This window comes from Pseudonocardia sp. CA-107938, assembly GCF_050936315.1.
Lineage (GTDB): Bacteria > Actinomycetota > Actinomycetes > Mycobacteriales > Pseudonocardiaceae > Pseudonocardia.
Genome location: NZ_JBNJNA010000001.1, coordinates 2449038 through 2469948 on the forward strand (window position 1 = coordinate 2449038; position 20911 = coordinate 2469948).

Below are 20911 nucleotides of genomic sequence, written 5' to 3' on the forward strand. Positions count from 1 at the left end.
ACCTGCAACGATCCTCCGACACCCTGCGACCGGCGGATCGCCGCGGAGCCCCGATGTCCGATAATCTCCGCCATGGCGTCGAGGCCCCCGCGAGTGGTTGTCGCGGAGGACGACGTCCTGCTCCGCGAGGGTCTCGCCAGCCTGATCGATCGCTCGGGGTTCACGGTCGTCGGTCAGGCAGCCGATGCCGCCGCCCTCCTCGCGCTGGTCCGTGAAGAGGTTCCGGACCTGGTGGTGGTCGACATCCGGATGCCGCCGACCCAGACCACGGAAGGGCTGCAGGCGGCCGAGGTGATCCGCCACGAGCTGCCGGACACCGCCATCCTGGTCCTGTCGGCGCACGTCGAGGTCGACCACGCGATGACGCTGCTGGCGAGCGGCCGCGGCGTCGGTTACCTGCTCAAGAGCCGGATCAGCGACGTGTCGGAGTTCATCGAGACGCTCTCGCGGATCGCCGACGGGGCGTGCGTCGTCGATCCCGCGCTCGTGCAGGAGCTCGTCAACGTCAACCGGCGCAACGACCCGCTCTCCGTTGTCAGCGCCCGGGAGCGGGACGTGCTGACGCTGATGGCCGAGGGGCGTTCCAACGCCGGGATCGCCCGCCGGCTGTGGATCACCGAGGGCACCGTCGAGAAGCACGTGCGCAGCATCCTGACGAAGCTGAGCCTCCCCGAGACCGACGACGACCACCGGCGGGTCCTCGCCGTGCTCACGTTCCTCGAGTCCCGCTGACCGGCAGCGTCACCTGCACCACCGTGCCGTCACCGGGCGGGCTGTCGACGTCGATCGAGCCGCCCAGCGCCTCCACCCGGTCGCGGAGCCCGATCAGGCCGGAGCCGTGCGCCGGATCGGCCCCACCGACGCCGTCGTCGGAGATCGAGAGCAGCAGATCGCCGTCGCGCTCGTCGACCGCGACGGCCGCGCCGGTGGCCTCGGCGTGCTTCGTGGTGTTCGTGAGCGCCTCGGAGACCACGTAGTACGCCGCGACCTCGACGGCGTCGGGGAACCGGTGCTTCGTGCGGATGTCGAGCTCGACCGGCAGCGGGCACCGCCGGGCGAGCGTGCGCAGCGCCGGGCCGAGCCCGCCCTCGGACAGGACGGCCGGATGGATCCCCCGCGACATCTCGCGCAGCTCGTCGAGCACGTCGTTGAGCTGATCGACGGCCTGGTCGATCCCGGACCGCAGCTCGGGGAGATCGGGAGGCACCGAGTCCTGCGCGATGCGCAGTTCGAGACCCAGCGACACGAGCCGCTGCTGGGCGCCGTCGTGCAGGTCCCGTTCGATGCGCCGGCGGGTCTGGTCGGCCGCGGCCACGACCCGGGCGCGGGAGGCGGCCAGCTCGGCGCGGCTCTCCGCGTTCCCGATCGCCATCGCGACGAGCTCGGTGAAGCTCGCCAGGCGTTCCTCGGTGTCCGGCGGCAACGCCGCGTGCCTCGTCGCGACGCTCACCGCACCCCACAACCGTCCCTCGGCGACGACCGGGCTGGACACCGTGCTGCACAGGGTGCCCACTGCCCCGTTGGTCGACGCGTCCGCGTCCACGCGGGCGGAGCGGCCGGTGCGCCACACCGCGGTCGTCGCCGCGGAGTCGACGAGCTGCCGGCTCCCGCCCGGCTCGAGCTCCCCGAACCGGGCGACCAGCACCGACGTGCCGTCGGGCTCGAAGCGGCTCACCGCGGCGACGTCGGCGCCGAGCGGCCGGCCGATCTCCTCGGCGACCGCGGCGCACACCGCGGCCGGGGTGGGCCCGCTGGCGACGAGGGTCGCCACGCGGCGCAGCGCGGCCTGCTCGTCGAGCAGCTGGGCGATCCGGGCACGGCTCTCGGCGTTCGTGACGGCGGTAGCGACGAGCTCGGCGAAGTTCTCGAGGCGCTGCTCGGCGTCGGTGGCGAACCGCTCCTTGCGGGTCCCGACGCCCAGCGCACCCCACGTCCGGCCCTGGACGACGATCGGGATCGCGACCGACGACCTGAGCCGCATCCCGCGGATGACCTCGGCGAACGGGCCGGGGATCCGGCTGTAGTCGTCGCGGCGGGCGGGCCGGCCCGTGCGCAGCACCTCCGCCATCGCCAGTCCCGGGTCGAGCTCCCACCGGCTCCCCACCTGCATGTGGCCGGGATGGTCGCCGACCTGGCCGAGCACGGTCGTCGCGCCGTCGGGATCGAGCCGGAGGACGATCGACGCGTCGGCTCCCAGGACGCGGCCGACGTCCTCCGCGACCGCGGTGAAGATCTCCTCGGGCGGCACCTCCCTGGCCACCAGCGTCGCCACGTGGCGCAGCGACGCCTGGTGCTCGATGAGCCGATCGACCTCGGCGCGGCTGTCGGCGTTGGCGATCGCGGTGGCGACGAGCTCGGTGAAGTCGACGAGGCGCTGCTCGGTGTCGGCCGGCATCGGTCCGCCCCGCGATCCGACGCCGAGCGCGCCCCACACCCGGCCCTCGACCGTGATCGGGATGGAGATCCGGCCCTTGATCCCCTCGCCGCGGACGCTCTCGGCGAGACTGGCGGTCCCGCTGAAGTCGTCGTTCCGCGCCGCGGTGCCCGACTCCAGGACGCGCGACAGAGTTCCGGACGGCTGGAGCGAGACCGTGTCGCCCACCCGCATGCCGGCGCCCCTCCAGCCGTCCCCACCGAGGTAGGTCGCGATCCCGCCGGGTTCGAAGCGGAGCAATATGGTCACGTCGAGGTCGTGCAGCCGGCTGACCTCCTGGGTGACGGCCGCGAAGACCTCGCTCTGCGGCGTTCCGCGGGCGACGAGGGTCGCCACCCTGCGCAGCGCGGCCTGCTCGTTCACGAGTCGGCGCCGCTCGCTCCGCCCTTCGGCGTCCGCGACCGCGATCGCGACGATCTCGGTGAACGCCGCGATGTGCGCTTCCGTGTTCGGCGGGAACGGCGCCCCCGTCGACGATGCCGAGATGACGCCCCACAGCTGCCCCGAGACCACGATCGGAGCGCCGACCGACGAGCGGATGCCCTGGTCGCCCGGCGCCGGGTGGTCCGACCGAACCGGGCGGCGCATCTGCCGCACCTGCCCGGCGACGCTGTCGCGCTCGATGGCGCACCGCGTGCCCACGTCGAGCGGAGCGTTCCAGCCGGCGACCGCGGTCACGGTCCCGTCGGGTTCGTAGCGCTCCATGCGCGCGAGATCGGCGCCGGAGAACTGCCCGACCTCCCGCGTGACGGCCGCGAAGAACTCCTCCGCGGGAACGGACTGCCCCACGAGGACCGCGAGCCGCCGCAGCCGCAGATGCTCCTGCGCGAGCCGCGTCGCCTCCTCGGCTCGCCGCCGCAGCTGCGCCGCCAGCTCGCCCGTCACGACCGCCACCACGAGGAAGACGCCCAACCTGACGCCGTCGCGCAGATCATCGGGAGGCACGAAGATCCACGCGAAGAGCACGGTGCTCGCCACCGACATCCCGACGGCGAACCACGTGCCCCACACGACGGCGATCGGCAGCACCGCGAGCAGGTAGAGGACCGCCAGGCCCCGCAACGGGACGTGCGGCTCGATCAGCAGCAGCAGCCCCGTGACGGCAGCCAGCAGGGCCGCGCCGGCGAGCAGCCCGCTCACCCTGCGACGGATCGGCGTACTCACCCGAGCATGTGCCATCCCGCGGCTCCCGCGCGGAAGGCTAACGGGTCTGGTGGTCCGTGAGGAGGGTTCAGCCGGCCGCCTGCCGCCGGCCGGCATCCGGGTTCCAGACCAGCTGGGACTCCGCGACGTCGAGCGCGCGCAGCGCCCACCCCGACAGCTGGCAGTCCGGGCAGGGGTTGGACCGGTGCCGGCAGAGCGGGCAGCGGCCGTCGTCGTCGGCTCGGTGGCGGTCCAGGATCCGACGGGCGCGGGCCGGCTCGACCGCCAGGAACCACACCGCGGTCGCCACCGCGTCACTCATCGGGCGCGCCACGCCGGAAGGGCCCCATCGATGGTTGCGACTCATGCCGCTGCCCTCCGGGTCCGGGCCTGCCGAGCGGCGACCGCCCACCCCGACGCGCGGGCCCGCGCGACCGCCTGCCGATGCCGATCCGCCACCGCCTTCCGCAGCTGCATCGCGGTGACCCGGTTGGTGGCCGGGCGGCAGGTGCAGTCGGCGGGCAGGACCCAACCGCAGTGCTCGCAGATCATCACCCGCGGCGTCGAACGCGCCGCGGTGAGTGCCTCGGCGAGGTGGGCGGCAAGCGGGTCCGACTCGGTCATTCGACGCCTCCGTAGCAGTCAGGTGCCACTGTCGTCGAATCCGACGTGATCCGCATCACCGCCAGCGGCCGTCGTGGAATGGGGGCTGGCTGGAATCGGGAGCGTGACGAACAGCGTCGTCCCGACTCCGGATGGACTCGTGACCTGGACCGTTCCGCCCAGTGCCTCGACGCGGTCGCCGAGCCCGATCAGCCCGGACCCGTGCGCGGGATCGGCGCCCCCGACGCCGTCGTCGGAGATCGAGAGCCGCACCAGCTCGCCGGTCGCGTCCACGTCGACGCGCACCACGGAGGCCGCGGCGTGCTTGGCGGCGTTCGTGAGCGCCTCCGCGACCACGTAGTAGACCGCCACCCCGATCCGTTCGGGAACCCGGCGGTCCGCCTGCACCTGCAGCTCCACGGGAACGGCGGAGCGCCGCGCGAGCGCCTTGAGCGCAGGCCCGAGACCGCCTTCCGAGAGGATCGCCGGATGGATGCCGCGCGAGATCTCGCGCAGCTCGCCGAGCGCATCGGCCAGCCCGTTCTCGACCAGTTCGAGCTGGTCTCGCAGGCCCTGCAGCTCGGCGGGCAGATCCGCCGCTGCGGAGCGCAGGACGAGCGCGAGCGAGACGAGCCCCTGCTGGACCCCGTCGTGCAGGTCGCGCTCGAGCCGCCGGCGCGCGTCGTCGGCGGCCGCGACGACCCGCGCCCGGGATGCGGTGAGCTGGGTGCGCGCCTCTGCGTTGGAGATCGCGGTGGCGATCAGGTCCGCGAAGTTGGCGATGCGTTCCTCCGCGTCGGCGGGCAACGTGTCGGAGAGCGTCGCCGACGTCGTCACGGCCACGCCCCACAGCCGGTCGCCGATGACGATCGGTGCGCCGGCGGACGAGAACTCGTGCCCCGGAAGGGCCTTCGCGATCGGGCCGGCCGCATCGCCGTAACCCTCCAGGCGGGCAGGACGACGGGTGCGGAAGACCCGCGCGGTGACGCTGTCGCCGTCGAGCGACCAGTTCGAGCCCACCGCCATGCGGATGTCCGCGGTACCGCACTTCGCGACGACGGTCGCCGTGTCGTCGGCCTCGTAGCGCAGCACCATCCCGGTGTCGACGTCGGAGATCCGCGCGATCTCCGAAGCGACCGCGGTGAAGATGGCGTCGGGCGCCAGTCCCTGCGCGACGAGCGTCGCCACCCGGCGCAACGACGCCTGCTCCTCCGCCGACCGTTCGAGCAGCTGCTGGTGTTCGGTGAGGCGGGCGAACAGTCGGGCGTTCTCGGCGCCCTGGCGCTCGCTCTCCCTGCGCAGGGCGCGCTCGGCGTCGAGCAGGCTCAGCGTCCGCAGCGCCATCGCGGTGAGCCGCGCCATCCCCTGCAGGACCCAGATCTCCTCGCGGCACAGGGCGTCCGTGCTCGACCGGGCCACGACGAGCCGCGCGCCCGGCGGGTGGACGAGCTCGACGACGGTGGCGGGGCACAGCCCGCTGCCGGGGACGGTGAGCAGGCGGCGCGTTCCGCGAGCCACCGCGTCGAGCTCCCCGACCGGGGCCTCGCCCGCCGGGTAGCCGATCGCGGCGAGGAGCTCCCCGCCGTCGATGATCGCTGCGACCTCCGCGTCGAGCGCCTCCGCCACCCGCTCGACCGCACCCAGCGCCGCCGCCGGCCCGGACGTGAACGCGGAGACCGCGGCGAGGAACTCGGCGAGCTTCTGCGCCGCCCACTCCGGCGGGATCACCACCACGTCAGGCGACCGACAGCACGACGATCGTCTGGTTGTGGAAGCCGCCGACGCCACGGGTCCGGGCGATCTCCCCGTACGTGTAGAGGCCGGCCACCGGTGCACCGGCCGCACCCTGCAGGATCCGGTCGATCTCGACCTGGATCCCGTCGTCGTCGAGCACGCTGCGCCGCGAGACGCAGTCGAACGCCAGCATGCCGAGCGGTTTGTTGCCGGCGAGGGGCAGCAGCGAGTCGGCGCAGGCGGCGTCGGTCGCCTCGATGACCGATGCCGCGTCGCCCTCCATGATCCAGACCTGCCCGCCCTGCGGGATCTCGGTCATGCAGGAGAGCGTGCGTTCGACGACGTCGGCGCCGGAGATGTAGCGGACCTGTTCCTCGCCGTCGCGGCGGATCAGGCCGAGGGGGTGCACGAGCGCGGCGCGGGAGACCTCCTCCTCGCTCGGGTCCTTCGGAGCGCTCGCGCCGAGCCGCTCCAGGTACATGTCGAGCGCGGGTTGCCCGTCCAGCGTGCGGATGCAGCCGCCGTCGCTGCTCGTGACCAGCATCGGCTCCCCGATCTTGCGCCAGCCGTGCCGGACGCCGATCCCGAGCGGCGCGTCCGAACCGATCCCCGCCGCGACGACGGAGTCGGTCAGCACCTGGTCGCCGTGCAGCTGGTAGGTCCGCGTCATCTTCAGGTCGTCGCCTGCGCACCCGCCGACGAGCGGGACGCCGGCACCGAGCACCCCGTAGACACCGCGCAGGATCTCCTGCTGGTCCCCGGTGAGACCGTCCGTGAGCAGCATCAGGACGCGGTGCGGCCGGTCCTCGACCCGGGCGAGGCAGCTCGCCGCCTGCGCGCCCGCTGCACGCGGGTCACGCGCCGCGTCCGTGGCGGCGCACGTCTCGATCGAGAACCCGTCGCCGCCGAACGCGGTCACGACGACGCTCGGCTCGCGGCTCGGCGCGATCTCGCCCGCCGTCGAGCACCCGATCAGCGGCACGCCGCCGGACCGGTCGTTGATCTGGCGGAGGACGGCCGGCAGGTCGTGCTCGCTGGAGCAGAAGACCACCAGCAGCTTCGCGTCATCGGCCACGAGCGCGCGGTCCGCCGCGCGCGTCCCCGGGTCGGGCTCCGAGAGTCCGGCCTGCCCCACTGCAAGCCATCGTGTTGCACGCATCAGTCACCTCGGTTCGAGGGTGCCCCGGGAAGGGGCCGCCGAGCATACTGCTGTCGGGGAGTGATGAGGCGACTTCGTCGCGTGGCGGTCAGGACGCATCTGCCAACAGCGCCCGCACCGCCTTCGCGGAGAGCCCGATCTTCGGGAGGAACCCGGCCGCGGGACTCTCCGCGATCAGGTCCGCGTAGTCCTCCTCGCCCCGCGTCGAGATCAGCACGACGCGGGCACGGAGGTCCGGGAAGGAGGCGACGAGCTGCCGGACGAGCTCGAAGCCGCTCTCCCGGCCGAGCGCGACGTCGACGAGGACGATCTCGGGGCGGAGCTGCCCAGCCTTCTCCAGCGCGTCCGCGGTGGACGTGGCCGTGCCGACGACCTCCATCCCCTCCCGTTCGAGGCTGGAGTGGGCGACGGCGAGAAACCCCTCGTTGTCGTCGACGATCAGGCAGCGCCGCAGCACAGCCCCGATCATCCCATCGCCCGTCCGGCCGACGCATTGCAGCTAACGGGAACGCGGCCGGCTTCCAGCCACCCGGTAGTGCAGATACCGGCAGGCCGTGGCGACATCCCGGTCGGTGGAGGGGACCCTGTGAACGGTGACCGCAGCCGCCGTGATCAGCCCCGGGTCCCGGCCGGATAGCTGCGGTCACCACTTCGTCCGCTCCCCAGCGGTGCGTCCGGGCCGCCACGCAGGATCCGCCGGACGCGGAAGTACGTGCGGCCCGCGTGCCGGCTGAGCCGGTTCGACGTCGTGGCGCGCCGGGTGTTGCTCGCGGCCTCGCGCAGCGCGGCGTAGCCCCACTCGCGCATCCGCTGCTCGTACGCCCCGATCGACGGCACGAGCGGCGCGCCGTTGCGGACGGCGATGAGCTGTCGGGCCAGCTCGGCGGCGTCCCGCAGCGCCGTGTTGGCGCCGAGCCCGCCGACGGGGGACATGTTGTGCACGGCGTCGCCGAGGACGGTGACGGCCGAGCTGGGCCACGGGTCGACGGTCCTCGACTGCTGGACGACCAGCGGGGCGACCGTCGCCGGGTCGCACTCGGCGTAGATCCTGCGCAGGACCGGGTGCCAGCCGTCGAGCATCCCGGCGGCGACCCCGGCCAGCGCCGGCCCGTCGAGGTCGTGGAGGTGGGTCGGCAACGACCGCGTGTCGGCGATCAGGGCGCACAGCACGTAGTCGTCGACGGTGTCGAGCAGCGCGTCGCGGTCGATGCCGAGCCCGGCGAGGTCGAGCCCGCCGGTCAGCGCGCCGGCCACGGTGTCGCGCCCGGGGAACGCCGAGGTGAAGACGGTCCAGCTGCCCGACGCCGGCATGACGAGCGCCATGCCGTCGGTGAGGAAGTCCGGAAGCCAGGCGCGGGTGTCGTCGGTCAGCGGCAGCCGCGCGGCGATCGTCGTGGCGCCGGTCGCGACGCGGCCGGCGTGCGGCAGGAGCTGCGTGCGGACGCGCGAGTTCGCCCCGTCCGCCCCGACGAGCACGTCCCCGGTGGCGGTGCTGCCGTCGGCGAAGTGCGCCGTGACCTGCCCGTCGGGTTCGACCGTGTAGCGCTCGAACTCCGCCCCGAACCGGACGACGTCGTCGAGGCCGGCGAGCAGCAGCCGCCGCAGCACCATCCGGCTGACGCCGTACTGCCCGTCCGCGGCGTCGGTCGAGCCGCCGATCATGTCCGCCCGGGTGAGGGTGAACAGCTCCGCCAGCGTCTCGGTGCGGAACGTGATCCCGCCCGGCGGCGTGGCCGACGTGGCGACGAACGCCTTCCACAGCGCCGGTGGCAGGCAGTCGTGCAGCGCGCGGGCGCCGTGCGGGTTGATGTTGATCCGGTAGCCGTGCAGCCACCCTTCCGGTGACGCGTTGCGTTCGTGCACCTGGACGTCGATGCCGGCGCGCACGAGCGCTTGGGCGAGTGCCAGGCCGCCGATCCCGCCGCCGACGACGATCACGCGTGGTGCAGAGCTGCTCATGTGGGTTCCCCTTGTGCCGGATCCGGACGGGTCGTGGGCAGTTCGGCGAGCACGAGGTCGTGCCAGCGCAGTTCGGCGTCCAGCCGGCTCTGCTGGTGGCGGAACGACAGCCGCTCGATCGCGCTGAGGTGCGGCGCGGCCTGCGTCTCGAGCCGGTTCCAGGCGTCGAGCTCGCTCTGCAGCGCGGCGCGGCGGACGCGGAAGGCCTCGACGATCTCGTCGAGGGGGAGCCCGTCGCTGAACTGCAGGGCGAGGTCGACGGGGTCGGGCCGCAGCCGGACCTCGCGCAGCACGCCGTCCCGCAGCGCGGAGAGCTCGGCGCGGCCGGCCGGCGTGATCCCGTAGACGGTGCGGGCCGGCATGTTCCCGGCGCGCTCCGTGCGCACGGCCTCGATGATCCCCTCGGCCGCCATGCGCCCGAGCGCGCCGTAGAGCGAGCCGACCTTGACGTCGGTCCACAGCTCGGTGCGGTCGATCTGGGCCTCGCGGCGGATCTGGTGGCCGTGCATGGGGCCCCGGGTGTCGAGCATCCCGAGGACGTACAACCGAACGCTGCTCACCCATCTACTCATACGCGAGTACTCGCGCCTGTGCAAGAGCGAGTACCCATATGCGAGTAGATCGATGCCCGGACACGACGAAGGCGGGCCCGGCAACAGCCGGACCCGCCTTCGGTGTCAGCAGTTCAGCGAGCGTGCTTGTCGATCAGCGAGCCCAGGCGGGGCAGCGCCTCCTCGACGTTCTTGCGCGCGTTCGGGCGCAGCTTCGAGTACGCCTTCTTCAGCGCGTCGGAGCTGGAGTACTCGGCCCGGTCGTCGGTGACGGAGAGCAGGGCCTCTGCGGCCTGCTCCGGCCGGCTGGCCAGGAAGGCGCCGAAGTCGGTGCCCCCGGAGGCGCGGTACTCCTGGTAGAACGGGTCCAGCGCCTCGGTGAAGCCGGGGAGCATCTTGTCCACGGCGGCCGGCACGACGCCGGGCTTGATCTTCGTCACGGTGGCGTACCCGAGCTTGACGGCGGCACCGGAAACGCCGCTCTTGTCAGAGACCTCCTGGCCGACCAGCTCGTTCAGGTCGGCGACCACCGTCGGGCGCTTGGCAGGGTTCAGCAGGATGTCGTTCAGGGTCTGCGTCACAGCGCTTTTCGTCCTTCCTTCATCGCGGCCGGAGTCGGGGTGCACCGGCGCGTGATGCGGGACGGTATTACAACGCTGTCAGGACCTCTTCACCGCGGCCAGCAAACCGTCACCCAGGGGGAGGAGGACCGGCGCCAACCGGTCGTCCGCGCGCACCTGCCTGGCCACGTCCTGTGCCGCGCCAGCCGGTTGACCTGCGGTGCTGCCCCCATCGGGGGTCACCCCGTTGATCGCGACGATGCCGCCGGTGCGCAGCAGCCGCAGGGACTCGTCGAGGTAGCGGGGGTGATCGTTCGGGGTGGCGTCGACGAACACGAGGTCGTAACCGCCGTCGGTGAGCCGGGGCAGCACCTCCAGGCCCATGCCGTTGATCAACCGCAGCCGTGCCGGACCGTTGCCGCCGGCGACGAACGCGGCGCGGGCGGCGCGCTGGTGCTCGGGGTCCACGTCGATCGAGGTGAGGGTGCCGTCGGGGACCATCCCGCGCAGCAGCCACAGCCCGCTCACCCCGGTGCCCGTGCCGATCTCGACGACGGCGCGGGCGGAGATCGCGGTGGCGAGGAACCGCAGCGCGGCCCCCACCGCGGGGGCGACCGGCCGGCAGCCGACGCGGACGGCGTGTGCCCGGGCGTCGCCCAGCACATCGTCCTCGGCGACGAATCCGTCCACGTCACCTCGCGTCGCCACCCACCCGTCCGTCATGGGCGAAGGTTACTGCGGTCACGGGGATCGGCCGACTTCACAGGTTCCTCTCAGACGCTTATCACCCCTCTTTCACCGCGGTGGGGCACCGTATGCGGTGTCGGTCGGGGTCGTCGGCCGTCGGACGGGCGGGAACACGGGGGCTCCCGCCGTCGTTACCCACGCAGGCACGACCCGCCGCAGGAGGATTGAGACCGCGATGACCACCACGGTGCTCCCCGGTGAGGGCGCAGAGTGGGCCCCGCCGAGCTGGGACGACATCGTGCGCGATCACGCCGACCGGGTCTACCGGCTGGCGTACCGGCTCACGGGCAACCCGCACGACGCGGAGGATCTCACTCAGGAGACCTTCGTGCGCGTGTTCCGGTCCCTGGCCTCCTACAAGCCGGGCACGTTCGAGGGCTGGCTGCACCGCATCACCACCAACCTGTTCCTCGACATGGTCCGTCGTCGCGCGCGCATCCGCATGGAGGCGCTGCCGGAGGACTCCGACCGCATCGCCGGCGCCGGCCCCGAGCCGGAGCAGGTCTTCTCCGACACCCACCTCGACCCCGACCTGCAGGCCGCGCTCGACGAGCTCCCTCCGGAGTTCCGCGCCGCCGTCGTGCTGTGCGACGTCGAGGGGCTGTCGTACGAGGAGATCGGTGCCACGCTCGGCGTGAAGCTCGGTACGGTGAGGAGCAGGATCCACCGTGGTCGGGCCGCGCTGCGCAGCGCGATCGAGCGCCAGCGCGCGCTGCGCGACGAGACTGCCGCGACGCGGGTGTTGGAGGAGGTAGGAGCGTGACCGGAGCTCGTCGTCGGTTCACCGTCACGGTGCCGGACTGGGGGTCGGACCACCTCTCCACCGAGGCGGTCGTGGCCTTCGTCGACGACGAGCTCGCACCCGGCCCGCGGGAGCGGGCCGTCCGTCACCTCGACGCGTGCCGGGAGTGCGCCGCCCAGGTCGCGGCGCAGAACCGGGCCCGCAGTGCGCTCCGCACCGCCGAGACGCCCTGCCTGCCGTCGTCGCTGCTGTCGTCGTTGCGGGCGATCCCGCAGGCCACCGAGCTGCCGCCGCCGCCGGCCGGCCTCGCGGTCGGGCCCGACGGTCAGCTGGTGAACGTGCTCCGGCACGACCCCGTCCCCACGCCGCGCGTGAGCCGGCGCGACTCCGTCCGCGAAGGGGTGTCCCAGCGCCGCGCGCTGATCGGGGCCACCGCCGCGGTCTCCGGCCTCGCACTGGGTGCGCTCGCCTTCGGGGTGAGCGCCTCGGCCGGTCCGGCGCCTCAGGCGCCCGAGCGCGGGGTGTTCAACGGTTCGGTGCTCGGCGGGTCCAGCCTGCCCACCGACGCGAGCCTGCGGCTGCCCGTCGAGGAGCAGCTCAACACCGCCGACCACGGCGTCCGGTCCTGGCTGCTCGGTCACTGAGCTGCCGCCGGGCACCGCGAACGCGGACTTCACCGCCCGTCCGGCAGTCTGGGGCATCGATCCCGTTCGTGACCTCAGGAGCGTTGCGCCGCGATGACCGATCGTGAGCCCGTGGTGGCCCCGCCGTCCGACCCGCCTCAGGTCCCGACGGCAGGCGGCAACGGCCACCCGGTCGCCACCAGCAACGGGTCCGGCCCGCCACGGCTGGGTCCGCGCCCGCTGGCCCGGCCCGCCGTCGATCCCGCGGTCGCCGCCGCCTTCGGCCGGCCCGACGGCGTGGCGGGAGCGTTCGAGGCGGATCGGGCCGCGCAGCCGTTCACGGTGCCGCGCGCGACGAGTGCCGCACCGGCCGCGCTGGCCGCCGCGTTCAGCCGCCCGGGCGGTGGCACCGACTCGCTCCAGCGCCCGCCGGCGAAGCGTCCCGAGCGGAACGGTGCCCCCGACCCGTTCTGGGACGGCTCGGCGGAGGCCGACCCGTGGCGCGACCCCGACGCGGGGGCCACCTTGGGCCCGCCACCTGCGGAGGCCGACCGCCCGGCTACGGGCCCGGCGCCGCAGCCGGGTGCCCGGCTCAGCATGCGCGAGGTGCTCTTCGGCGACCGTGTCCAGCCCCGGGCGCTGGCCCTGCTCGCGGTGCTCGCGCTGGCCGTCGGCGCGGTCGGCGGTCTCGTCGGCCGCTACACGGCGGAGGGCGCCGGCAGCCTGACCTCGTCCGACCCGTCGATCACGCAGGTCGACGCGGCCAAGGAACGCCCGCCCGGGTCGGTGGCCGACATCGCCAAGCGGGTCGTTCCCGCCGTCATCTCGATCGAGACGCGGGTGGGCACCACCGGCGGCACGGGGTCCGGGGTCGTCATCGACCCTAAGGGCTACGTGCTCACCAACAACCACGTCGTGTCCGCGGCGGCCTCCGCACAGGGCGCGGAGATCGAGGGCGTGTTCACCGACGGCACGCGCGTGCCGGTGCGCATCGTCGGGCGCGACCCCAAGACCGACCTGGCCGTCGTCAAGGTCGAGGTGGCGAACCCGGTGGTGGCCACCATCGGCTCGTCGAAGTCGCTCGCCGTCGGCGACGCGGTGATCGCCATCGGTTCCCCTCTGGGCCTGGCCAGCACGGTCACCACGGGCATCGTGAGCGCACTGAACCGGCCGGTGCGGCTGTCCGGCGAGGGCACCGACACCAACGCCGTCATCGACGCCGTGCAGACCGACGCCGCCATCAACCCGGGCAACTCCGGTGGCCCGCTCGTCGACTCGACGGGGGCGGTCGTCGGCATCAACACCGCCATCCGCGGCAGCGGCGACAGCGGCGGCTCGATCGGGCTCGGTTTCGCCATCCCGATCGACGACGCCCGCGAGATCGCCGACGAGCTGATCCGCGGCGGCTCGGTGAAGCACGCCGAGATCGGGCTGGCCACGCGCTCGGTCAGCGACGGCACCACCGACGGCGCCCAGGTGCAGAACGTCACCCAGGGCGGCGCGGCCGCCGCGGCCGGCATCGTGGAGGGCGACGTGATCGTGAAGGTGGGGGATCGGCCGATCGCGGGGGCGGACGAGCTGGTCGTCGCGGTGCGCGAGCGCAACCCCGGCGACAGCGTGCCCGTGCAGCTCGTGCGGGACGGGCGGCCGCTCACCGTCACCGTCGTCCTGGGCACGGACTAGGCTGGCGGCATGTTCGACAGCGTCGGTTGGGGCGAGATCCTGGTCCTGATCGTGGCCGGGCTGTTCATCCTCGGCCCGGAGCGGCTGCCGTCCGCTGCGGCGTGGCTGGGCAAGACGATCCGGCAGGTCCGCGAGTACGCCACCGGAGCGCGCGACCAGCTGCGCAACGAGCTCGGCCCCGAGTTCGACGAGCTGCGCAAACCCCTCGAAGAGCTGCGCGGCCTGCGCGACTTCAACCCGCGCAGCGCGCTGCAGCGCAGCCTGTTCGACGACGAGCCGCCTGCGGTCAAGCCGAACGGGCACACACCGGGCCCGAACCTGACCAAGCCCCCGGCCCCGCCGGTCGACGAGGCCCTCGCCCCGAACGAGCGCCCGCCGATCGACCCGGACGCCACCTGACCTGCCGGCTGCAGATCACCCCAGCAAGGGCGGCCGGCGGGTGTGCCAGTCGGTGACCTGCTGGTAGGCGTGCGCGGCGGCGAGCACGGCCGCGTCGGCGTGCCGGGGGCCGACGAGCTGCAGCCCGATCGGCAGCCCGGCGCGGGAGAACCCGCAGGGGACGCTGGCGGCCGGCTGCTGGGTGATGTTGAACGGGTAGCTGAACGGCGTCCACGTCATCCAACGCCGGTGCGGCCAGCCGGGCGGCACCTCCAGCCCGATCTCGAACGCGGTGATCGGCAGCGTCGGGGTGAGGAGCAGGTCGTAGCGGGTGTGGAAGGCGCCCATGTGGATGCCGAGCTCGTTGCGCGCGGCCATGGCCCGCAGGTAGTCGACGGCCGAGTAGCGCGCGCCCTGCTCGGCGATCTCGACGAGCCCGGGGTCCATGCGGGCCCGCTGCTCCGGCCCGATGTGCTCCAGCGCCTTCGCCGCGCCGGAGAACCACAGCGTCTCGAACGCCGCGATGGGGTCGCCGAACCCCGGGTCGACCTCCTCGACGTGCGCACCGAGCGACGTGAACACCTCGACGGCGGCGGCGAACGCGGCCGCGACCTCCGGGTCGACGTCGACGTAGCCCAGCGTCGTGCTCACCGCGATGCGCGTGCCGGCGATCGCCGAGCCGATGGCCGCCTCGGCATCGGCCACCGCCGGAAGCGCCCACGGGTCGCGGTCGTCGAAGCCGGAGAGCACGTCGAGCAGCAGCGCGGCGTCGGCGGCCGTGCGGGTCATCGGGCCGAGGTGCGCGAGCCCGCCGTAGGGGCTCGCCGGCCACGCCGGCACCCGGCCGTACGTGGGCTTGATCGTGGTGGTGGCGGTGAAGCCGGCCGGGATGCGCACCGAGCCGCCGCCGTCGGTGCCGACCGACAGCGGGCCCATGCCGAGCGCGACCGCGGCCGCGCTGCCGCCGGACGAGCCGCCGGCCGTGCGCGTCGGGTCCCACGGGTTGCCTGTGGCGCCGGTGAGCGGGGAGTCGGTGACGCCCTTCCAGCCGTACTCCGGCGTCGTGGTCTTGCCGATGATCACGGCCCCGGCCGCGCGCACGCGGGCGACGGCAGGCGCGTCGTCGGACCACGGGCCGGCCGGGTCGATCGTGTGCGAGCCACGCAGCGTCGGCCGTCCGGCGGTGTAGAGGATGTCCTTGATCGAGATCGGCACGCCGTCCAGCGGGCCCTGCGGCGCACCGGCCTGCCAGCGGCCCGCCGACTCCTTCGCCGCGGCCAGCGCGGCGTCGTCGTCGCGCAGGCAGAACGCGTTGACGGCGGCGTCGTGGGCGTCGATCCGGTCCAGCGCGGCCTGCGTGGCCTCGACGGGGGAGAGGTCGCCCGAGCGGTAGCCCGCGAGCAGGTCCACAGCGGTCAGATCCGCGGGGTTCATGATGGGCCTCTCACGTATCCGAGTTGCATGTCCACGACGTTGGCGAGCGGTTCGCCCGCCCGGTACCGCGCGAGGTTGGCGGCGAAGATCTCGGCCAGTTCGGCGCGCCAGCCGGCGACGTCGCCGGACATGTGCGGCGAGACGATCACCCCGGGCAGCTCCCACAGCGGCGACGAGGCGGGCAGCGGTTCGGTCGCGAACACGTCCAGGGCCGCTCCGGCGATGCGCCCCTCCCGCAGGGCCGCCACCAGGTCGTCCTCGACGACGAGGGCGCCCCGCCCGACGTTGACGACGCGCGCCTGCGGCGGCAGCAGGGCGAGTGCGGCCGCGTCGAGCATGCCGCGCGTGGCCTCGGTGAGGGGAACGGCGAGCACCAGCCACGCCGCCTGCGGCAGGAGCTGCGGCAGGTCGGGGAACTCCCGTCGACCCACGACGTCGACCTGCATCCCGACGGCGCGCAGGTGGCCGGCGATCGCCGCGCCGATCGGCCCGCCACCGACGACGACGGCGCGGCGCCCGGCGACCCGCTCGGTCTCCCGGTGGCGCCACTCGCGACCGCCCTGCAGCGCGAGCGTGCGGGCGAGGTCCTTGGCCTGCGCGAGGACGAGCCCGAGCACGTACTCGGCGATCGGGACGTCGAACACGCCGCGCGAGTTGGTCACGGTGATACCGGCGTCGACCAGCCCGGGGAAGGTCAGCCGGTCCACCCCGGCGCTGGCGGTGTGCACCCAGCGCAGCGCGCTCGTGTCGGCGGCCGGCCACGCGTCGCGGACGGCGTCGGAGAGGAAGTCCCAGACGAGCAGCACCTCGCTGCCGGGCAGCGCCGCGACCAGCGATTCGGCCGAGTCCGCGAAGCGCGCGTCGCCGAGGTCCAGCCCGTCCGGCAGATGGTCGCCGTGCAGCACCGTGACCTGCGGATCATGCCGCTGAGCTGCGGAAACAGGCAAGCGGGAGATCCCTTCGAACGGCGCGGGCCGGTGATTGACACGCTAGGAACCGCTCGTATGATTGTCAACAATCCGCGTCGCAGCGGTGTTCGACGTCGACGCCGGAGGTACTCGCCCTCATGTCGAAACTCATCCGCATCGCCCTGGAGCGCCGGGGCGTCTCGTGCGTGGCCGAACTCCTCGAGAAGGAGGCGCCGCGCACCTGCGCGGCGGTCTGGGCGGCCCTGCCGCTCGGCGGCGACGCGCAGCACGCCAAGTACGCGCGCAACGAGGTCTACACGATCGTCCCGCGGTTCGCGGCGCTCGGCCAGGAGAACCCCACCGTCACCCCGATCCCGGGTGACGTGTGCGCGTTCGACTTCCACGGCGGCATGCTCGACACGGCGTTCAAGGCCGACCAGGGCATCGACGCCGAGTCCGGCGGCATCGACCTCGCGATCTTCTACGGCCGCAACAACCTGCTGATCAACGGCGACGTGGGCTGGGTGCCCGGCAACGTCTTCGCGACGATCGTCGAGGGCCTGTCCACGATGGCCGAGGCCTGCCACGACGTGTGGCGCTCGGGCAGTGTCGGCGAGCGCCTCGTGTACTCCCGCGCCGAGTAGGGGCCATGCCCACCGAGCTGTCGGTCGGCCAGGCTCAGGAGCCCCAGCACCAGGGCATCGGGGTGGTCGCACCGTTCGACTTCGCGCTCGACCGCGAGCTGTGGCGCTGGGTGCCGGAGGACGTCTCCCTCTACCTGACGCGGCTGCCGTTCTTCACCACGCCGATGACCGTGCAGATGGCAGTGGCGTGCGGCGACCGCAAGGCCGTCCGGCGGGCCACCCGCGACGTGCTCACGCCCGAGCCGGGGGTGGTCGCCTACGCGTGCACGTCCGGCAGCTTCGTCGACGGCGCGGCCGGGGAGCTCGTGCTGCGCCGCTCGATGGTCGACGCGGGTGCGCCGGCCGCCTGCACCACGTCAGGGGCCCTGATCGACGCGCTGTCCGTGCTGGGGGTCAACCGGATCGCGGTCGCGACGCCGTACGTGCAGCCGGTCACCGACCGGCTCGTCGGGTTCCTCGCCGAGCACGGCGTGCGCACCGTGGCGTGTGAAGGGCTCGGCCTGCTGGGCAACATCTGGCGGGTCCGGCACGAGCAGGTCGTCGAGATCGTCAACGCGGCCGACAGCGACGACGCCGAAGCGCTCTTCATCAGCTGCACGAACCTCCCGACCTACGACCTGATCGAGGGGCTCGAAGCGGCGCTGGGCAAGCCGGTCATCACGGCCAACCAGGTCACCATGTGGGCCGCCCTGCGCGCGCTCGGCCGCTCCGCGGTCGGCGGCGGGGCGCTCCTGCGCCACCCCACCTCCGTGTCCACGCCGCACGCGCCCGACACCAACCCAGGAGCAGCATGAGCCCGACCGTCGGCATCCTCTACCCCGGCTTCTCCGCCGAGGACGACTACCCGCTCGCCGAGCAGTTGCTGGACGGGCCGCGGCTGCCGCTCGTGCACACCGAGATGCGCGAGGACGCCCACCGCGTCGACGCGCTCCTCGACATCGGCGGCGACGACGTCCTCGCGGCCGGGGTGCGGGCGCTGCCGCAGCCGCTCGACGCCGTCGTGTGGGCGTGCACGTCCGGCAGCTTCGTGTTCGGCTGGGACGGCGCGGCGGCGCAGGTCGCGGCGTTGGGGCAGGTCGCGGGCGTGCCGGCGTCGAGCACGTCGTTCGCGTTCACCGACGCGTGCGCGTACCTGGGGATCTCCCGGGTCGCGGTCGGCGCCACCTACCCCGACGACGTCGCCGAGCGGTTCGTGGCGTTCCTGGCGAAGGCAGGCGTCGAGGTGCTGGTGCTCTCGGCGAAGGGCATCGTCACGGCCGCCGAGGTCGGCACCCTCGACCGCGACGCCGTGGTCGAGTTCGCCGCCGCCGTCGACCACCCGGAGGCGCAGGCCGTGCTGCTCCCCGACACCGCGCTGCACACGATCGGCCTGCTCGACGCGCTGGAGGAGCGGGTCGGCAAGCCGGTGCTCACCGCGAACCAGGTGAGCGTCTGGCAGGGGCTGCGCCTGTCGGGGGGCGCGGCACCGCGGAGCGGCCTCGGAGCCCTGTTCCGGGCGGCATGACGATGGACCTGTCGGGGATCGAGCCCGTCGAGCAGCGGTCGACCGCCGCGATCGTCGCCGACCGGATCCGCGACGCGATCATGCGCGGCGTGCTCACGCCGGGCACCCAGCTCGGCGAGGTGGAGCTGGCCAACCGGCTCGGCGTGAGCCGCGGCCCGCTGCGCGAGGCGATGCAGCGGCTCGTCGCGGAAGGGCTGCTGCGCAGCGAGCGCAACCGCGGCATCTTCGTGCGCGACCTCGACGCCGCCGACGTCCGCGACGTCTACACCGCGCGGACCGCCGTCGAGGGCGCCGCCGGCATGCTGATCATCGGCAGCGACCGGGCGTCGGCGGCGCTGCGGCTCGCGGCGGCGCTCGCGCACATGGAGGCCGTCGCGGGCGACCCGATGGCGCTGGCCGACGCCGACCAGGCCTTCCACGCCGAGCTCGTCGCCGCGTCGGGCAGCCCGCGGCTGCAGCGCATGGCCGACGGGTTGCTCGTCGAGACCCGGATGTGCCTGGCGGCGCTGCAGCAGACCGCGCCGCCCGCGCCGGCGCTGATCGCCGAGCACCGCGAGCTGCTCGACGCCCTGCGCACGGGCGACCCCAACCGCTTCGCCACGGTGCTGGAGGCGCACATGGCCGACGCGGTGGAACGCATCCTCGCCCCGCACGCCGTCCCCCCGGTGCCGCCGGCGCCGAGCATCCCGGCCTGAGCCGCCCGCCACGGTTCCCCGTCGAGAACGAAGTTGTGGTGATCAAATCGCCCTGTTGATCACCACAACTTCGTTCTCGACGCATCGGGGGTGGGGCCTTGCACCGGGCCAGGGGGCGTGCTTCCCTTTGATTGTCGACAATCCGACAACCTTGGAGTGTTCATGGCCTCGCTGTCCCCGGTCCTGCTGCAGGCGACCCCCGTGCAGGTCGCCCGAGGCGAGGGCGCCTACCTGTACGACACCGACGGGCGCCGCCACCTCGACTTCACCGCGGGCATCGGCGTCACCAGCACCGGGCACTGCCACCCGAAGGTCGTCGCGGCCGCGCAGGAGCAGGTCGCGACGCTGATCCACGGCCAGTACACGACCGTCATGCACCAGCCGCTGCTGCGGCTCGCCGAGCGGCTGGGCGACGTGCTGCCACCCACGCTGGACAGCGTGTTCTTCCTCAACTCCGGCAGCGAGGCCGTCGAGGCGTCGGTGCGGCTGGCCCGGCACGCGACGGGCCGCCCCCTCGTCGTCGCGTTCGACGGCGGGTTCCACGGCCGCACGATGGGCGCTGCCGCGCTCACGTCGTCGGGGGCGAAGATCCGTTCGGGGAACGGGCCGCTGATGGGTGGCGTGGAGTTCGCGCCGTTCCCGTACGCGTTCCGGTACGGGTGGAGCGAGGAGGAGACGGTCGCGTTCGCGCTGCGCGAGCTCGACCGGCTGCTCATCACCGCCGCGCCGGCCGCCGACGTGGCGGCGTTCATCATCGAGCCCGTCCTGGGCGAGGGCGGCTACGTGCCGACGCCACCCGCGTTCCTCGAAGGGCTGCGCGAGCGCGCCGACGCGCACGGCATCCTGCTGATCGCCGACGAGGTGCAGACCGGCTTCGGCCGCACGGGCTTGTTCTGGGGCCACCAGCACTCGTCGGTCACGCCCGACATCCTGATCACGGCCAAGGGCCTGGCCAGCGGGTTCCCGCTCTCCGGCATCGCCGCGTCGGCCGAGCTGATGGCGAAGGCGCGGCCCGGCTCGCAGGGCGGCACGTACGGCGGCAACGCCGTGGCGTGCGCCGCCGCACTCGCCACCCTCGACGTCATCGAGGAGGAGGGGCTCGTCGCCAACGCCGCCGAGCAGGGCACCCGGCTGCTGGAGGGCCTGCGCAAGGTCGCCGCCGACCACCCCGGCATCGCCGACGTGCGCGGGCTGGGTCTGATGGTCGGCAACGAGTTCTGCACGCCCGACGGCGCGCCGGACCCGAAGGCCGCGGCCGCGGCGCACGCCCGGGCCGCCGAGCTGGGCCTGCTGCTGCTCACGTGCGGCGCGACGGGCAACGTGGTCCGCATGATCCCGCCGCTGATCGTCACGGCGGAGCAGGTCGACGACGCGGTCGCCCTGTGGCGCTCGGCCGTGGCCGGCTGAGCT

General features: G+C 73.6%; 22 protein-coding genes. 10 read left to right on the top strand and 12 right to left on the bottom strand.

Annotated elements, in window-relative coordinates; all coding sequences use genetic code 11:
• Positions 1-72 precede the first annotated feature (72 nt).
• Positions 73-732 (top strand): response regulator, encoded by a 660-nt coding sequence (locus ACQEVB_RS12420; RefSeq protein ID WP_432969274.1) that lies wholly within the window; start codon positions 73-75, stop codon positions 730-732.
• Here ACQEVB_RS12420 and ACQEVB_RS12425 read toward each other — a convergent pair.
• The 10 genes from ACQEVB_RS12425 to ACQEVB_RS12470 form a co-directional block, all read right to left on the bottom strand.
• Positions 710-3598: a GAF domain-containing protein gene (locus ACQEVB_RS12425; protein WP_432969277.1), complete on the bottom strand. Its 2889-nt coding sequence runs from the start codon at positions 3596-3598 to the stop codon at positions 710-712. The genes ACQEVB_RS12420 and ACQEVB_RS12425 overlap by 23 nt on opposite strands.
• 67 nt (positions 3599-3665) lie before the next feature.
• Entirely contained in the window at positions 3666-3899 is a 234-nt protein-coding gene (locus ACQEVB_RS12430) for a hypothetical protein (RefSeq protein ID WP_432969280.1), read from the bottom strand.
• Positions 3900-3940: 41 nt separating this feature from the next.
• On the bottom strand, positions 3941-4201 hold the full coding sequence (locus ACQEVB_RS12435) for a hypothetical protein (RefSeq protein ID WP_432969283.1): 261 nt from the start codon (positions 4199-4201) through the stop codon (positions 3941-3943).
• 18 nt (positions 4202-4219) lie between these two features.
• Positions 4220-5911 carry a GAF domain-containing sensor histidine kinase gene (locus ACQEVB_RS12440; protein ID WP_432969286.1) on the bottom strand — a complete coding sequence of 564 codons (1692 nt, stop codon included), beginning with the start codon at positions 5909-5911 and terminating at the stop codon, positions 4220-4222.
• A gap of 4 nt (positions 5912-5915) precedes the next feature.
• Complete coding sequence (locus tag ACQEVB_RS12445; protein WP_432969290.1) at positions 5916-7049, bottom strand: FIST signal transduction protein; 1134 nt, start codon at positions 7047-7049, stop codon at positions 5916-5918.
• Positions 7050-7161: 112 nt separating this feature from the next.
• Entirely contained in the window at positions 7162-7542 is a 381-nt protein-coding gene (locus ACQEVB_RS12450; protein ID WP_432969293.1) for a response regulator transcription factor, read from the bottom strand.
• A 143-nt stretch (positions 7543-7685) separates the two neighbouring features.
• A complete protein-coding gene (locus ACQEVB_RS12455) occupies positions 7686-9032 on the bottom strand; it encodes an FAD-dependent oxidoreductase (RefSeq protein WP_432969296.1) in 1347 nt (448 codons plus the stop codon).
• A complete protein-coding gene (locus ACQEVB_RS12460; protein ID WP_432969299.1) occupies positions 9029-9592 on the bottom strand; it encodes a PadR family transcriptional regulator in 564 nt (187 codons plus the stop codon). The genes ACQEVB_RS12455 and ACQEVB_RS12460 overlap by 4 nt, the downstream gene beginning before the upstream one ends.
• Before the next feature lie 125 nt (positions 9593-9717).
• Positions 9718-10164, bottom strand: coding sequence for a DUF6918 family protein (locus ACQEVB_RS12465; protein WP_432969302.1), 447 nt, complete (start codon positions 10162-10164; stop codon positions 9718-9720).
• Between the two features lie 78 nt (positions 10165-10242).
• The gene (locus ACQEVB_RS12470) at positions 10243-10866 is read right to left on the bottom strand and encodes an O-methyltransferase (RefSeq protein ID WP_432969305.1); all 624 of its coding nucleotides are present in this window, start codon (positions 10864-10866) and stop codon (positions 10243-10245) included.
• Between ACQEVB_RS12470 and sigE the strand changes: the two genes are divergently transcribed.
• The 4 genes from sigE (at position 10865) to tatB (ending at position 14337) form a co-directional block, all read left to right on the top strand.
• Positions 10865-11653 (top strand): RNA polymerase sigma factor SigE, encoded by a 789-nt coding sequence (sigE, locus tag ACQEVB_RS12475; RefSeq protein ID WP_432969308.1) that lies wholly within the window; start codon positions 10865-10867, stop codon positions 11651-11653. The genes ACQEVB_RS12470 and sigE overlap by 2 nt on opposite strands.
• Entirely contained in the window at positions 11650-12276 is a 627-nt protein-coding gene (locus ACQEVB_RS12480) for an anti-sigma factor family protein (RefSeq protein ID WP_432969311.1), read from the top strand. The genes sigE and ACQEVB_RS12480 overlap by 4 nt, the downstream gene beginning before the upstream one ends.
• A gap of 93 nt (positions 12277-12369) precedes the next feature.
• Positions 12370-13938, top strand: a complete 1569-nt coding sequence (locus ACQEVB_RS12485) for a S1C family serine protease (protein WP_432969314.1) — start codon at positions 12370-12372, stop codon at positions 13936-13938.
• Between the two features lie 9 nt (positions 13939-13947).
• The gene (gene tatB / locus ACQEVB_RS12490; RefSeq protein ID WP_432969317.1) at positions 13948-14337 is read left to right on the top strand and encodes a Sec-independent protein translocase protein TatB; all 390 of its coding nucleotides are present in this window, start codon (positions 13948-13950) and stop codon (positions 14335-14337) included.
• A 15-nt stretch (positions 14338-14352) separates the two neighbouring features.
• Here the strand turns inward: tatB and ACQEVB_RS12495 are convergent, their stop codons facing one another.
• Together ACQEVB_RS12495 and ACQEVB_RS12500 are read right to left on the bottom strand one after the other, a co-directional pair.
• Entirely contained in the window at positions 14353-15750 is a 1398-nt protein-coding gene (locus ACQEVB_RS12495; protein ID WP_432969320.1) for an amidase, read from the bottom strand.
• Entirely contained in the window at positions 15747-16697 is a 951-nt protein-coding gene (locus ACQEVB_RS12500; RefSeq protein ID WP_432969323.1) for a D-2-hydroxyacid dehydrogenase, read from the bottom strand. Before ACQEVB_RS12500 ends, ACQEVB_RS12495 begins: the two co-directional genes overlap by 4 nt.
• Before the next feature lie 119 nt (positions 16698-16816).
• Here ACQEVB_RS12500 and ACQEVB_RS12505 point away from each other — a divergent pair, with 119 nt between their 5' ends.
• The 5 genes from ACQEVB_RS12505 (at position 16817) to ACQEVB_RS12525 (ending at position 20908) form a co-directional block, all read left to right on the top strand.
• Positions 16817-17302: a DUF3830 family protein gene (locus tag ACQEVB_RS12505; protein ID WP_432969326.1), complete on the top strand. Its 486-nt coding sequence runs from the start codon at positions 16817-16819 to the stop codon at positions 17300-17302.
• A 5-nt stretch (positions 17303-17307) separates the two neighbouring features.
• A complete protein-coding gene (locus ACQEVB_RS12510) occupies positions 17308-18096 on the top strand; it encodes a maleate cis-trans isomerase family protein (protein WP_432969329.1) in 789 nt (262 codons plus the stop codon).
• Positions 18093-18806, top strand: coding sequence for a maleate cis-trans isomerase family protein (locus ACQEVB_RS12515; protein ID WP_432969332.1), 714 nt, complete (start codon positions 18093-18095; stop codon positions 18804-18806). Before ACQEVB_RS12510 ends, ACQEVB_RS12515 begins: the two co-directional genes overlap by 4 nt.
• On the top strand, positions 18803-19501 hold the full coding sequence (locus tag ACQEVB_RS12520) for a GntR family transcriptional regulator (protein ID WP_432969335.1): 699 nt from the start codon (positions 18803-18805) through the stop codon (positions 19499-19501). Before ACQEVB_RS12515 ends, ACQEVB_RS12520 begins: the two co-directional genes overlap by 4 nt.
• Before the next feature lie 162 nt (positions 19502-19663).
• Positions 19664-20908, top strand: coding sequence for an aspartate aminotransferase family protein (locus tag ACQEVB_RS12525; protein ID WP_432969338.1), 1245 nt, complete (start codon positions 19664-19666; stop codon positions 20906-20908).
• Positions 20909-20911: the final 3 nt, after the last annotated feature.

What these genes read in the sequence shown, in the direction of transcription:
- ACQEVB_RS12420 (WP_432969274.1), top strand. Translation starts at nt 73, where the DNA reads ATGGCGTCGAGGCCCCCGCGAGTGGTTGTCGCGGAGGACGACGTCCTG.
- ACQEVB_RS12430 (WP_432969280.1), bottom strand. Translation starts at nt 3,899, where the DNA reads ATGAGTGACGCGGTGGCGACCGCGGTGTGGTTCCTGGCGGTCGAGCCG.
- ACQEVB_RS12435 (WP_432969283.1), bottom strand. Translation starts at nt 4,201, where the DNA reads ATGACCGAGTCGGACCCGCTTGCCGCCCACCTCGCCGAGGCACTCACC.
- ACQEVB_RS12450 (WP_432969293.1), bottom strand. Translation starts at nt 7,542, where the DNA reads ATGATCGGGGCTGTGCTGCGGCGCTGCCTGATCGTCGACGACAACGAG.
- ACQEVB_RS12455 (WP_432969296.1), bottom strand. Translation starts at nt 9,032, where the DNA reads ATGAGCAGCTCTGCACCACGCGTGATCGTCGTCGGCGGCGGGATCGGC.
- sigE (WP_432969308.1), top strand. Translation starts at nt 10,865, where the DNA reads ATGGGCGAAGGTTACTGCGGTCACGGGGATCGGCCGACTTCACAGGTT.
- ACQEVB_RS12470 (WP_432969305.1), bottom strand. Translation starts at nt 10,866, where the DNA reads ATGACGGACGGGTGGGTGGCGACGCGAGGTGACGTGGACGGATTCGTC.
- ACQEVB_RS12485 (WP_432969314.1), top strand. Translation starts at nt 12,370, where the DNA reads ATGACCGATCGTGAGCCCGTGGTGGCCCCGCCGTCCGACCCGCCTCAG.
- tatB (WP_432969317.1), top strand. Translation starts at nt 13,948, where the DNA reads ATGTTCGACAGCGTCGGTTGGGGCGAGATCCTGGTCCTGATCGTGGCC.
- ACQEVB_RS12495 (WP_432969320.1), bottom strand. Translation starts at nt 15,750, where the DNA reads ATGAACCCCGCGGATCTGACCGCTGTGGACCTGCTCGCGGGCTACCGC.
- ACQEVB_RS12505 (WP_432969326.1), top strand. Translation starts at nt 16,817, where the DNA reads ATGTCGAAACTCATCCGCATCGCCCTGGAGCGCCGGGGCGTCTCGTGC.
- ACQEVB_RS12510 (WP_432969329.1), top strand. Translation starts at nt 17,308, where the DNA reads ATGCCCACCGAGCTGTCGGTCGGCCAGGCTCAGGAGCCCCAGCACCAG.
- ACQEVB_RS12515 (WP_432969332.1), top strand. Translation starts at nt 18,093, where the DNA reads ATGAGCCCGACCGTCGGCATCCTCTACCCCGGCTTCTCCGCCGAGGAC.
- ACQEVB_RS12520 (WP_432969335.1), top strand. Translation starts at nt 18,803, where the DNA reads ATGACGATGGACCTGTCGGGGATCGAGCCCGTCGAGCAGCGGTCGACC.
- ACQEVB_RS12525 (WP_432969338.1), top strand. Translation starts at nt 19,664, where the DNA reads ATGGCCTCGCTGTCCCCGGTCCTGCTGCAGGCGACCCCCGTGCAGGTC.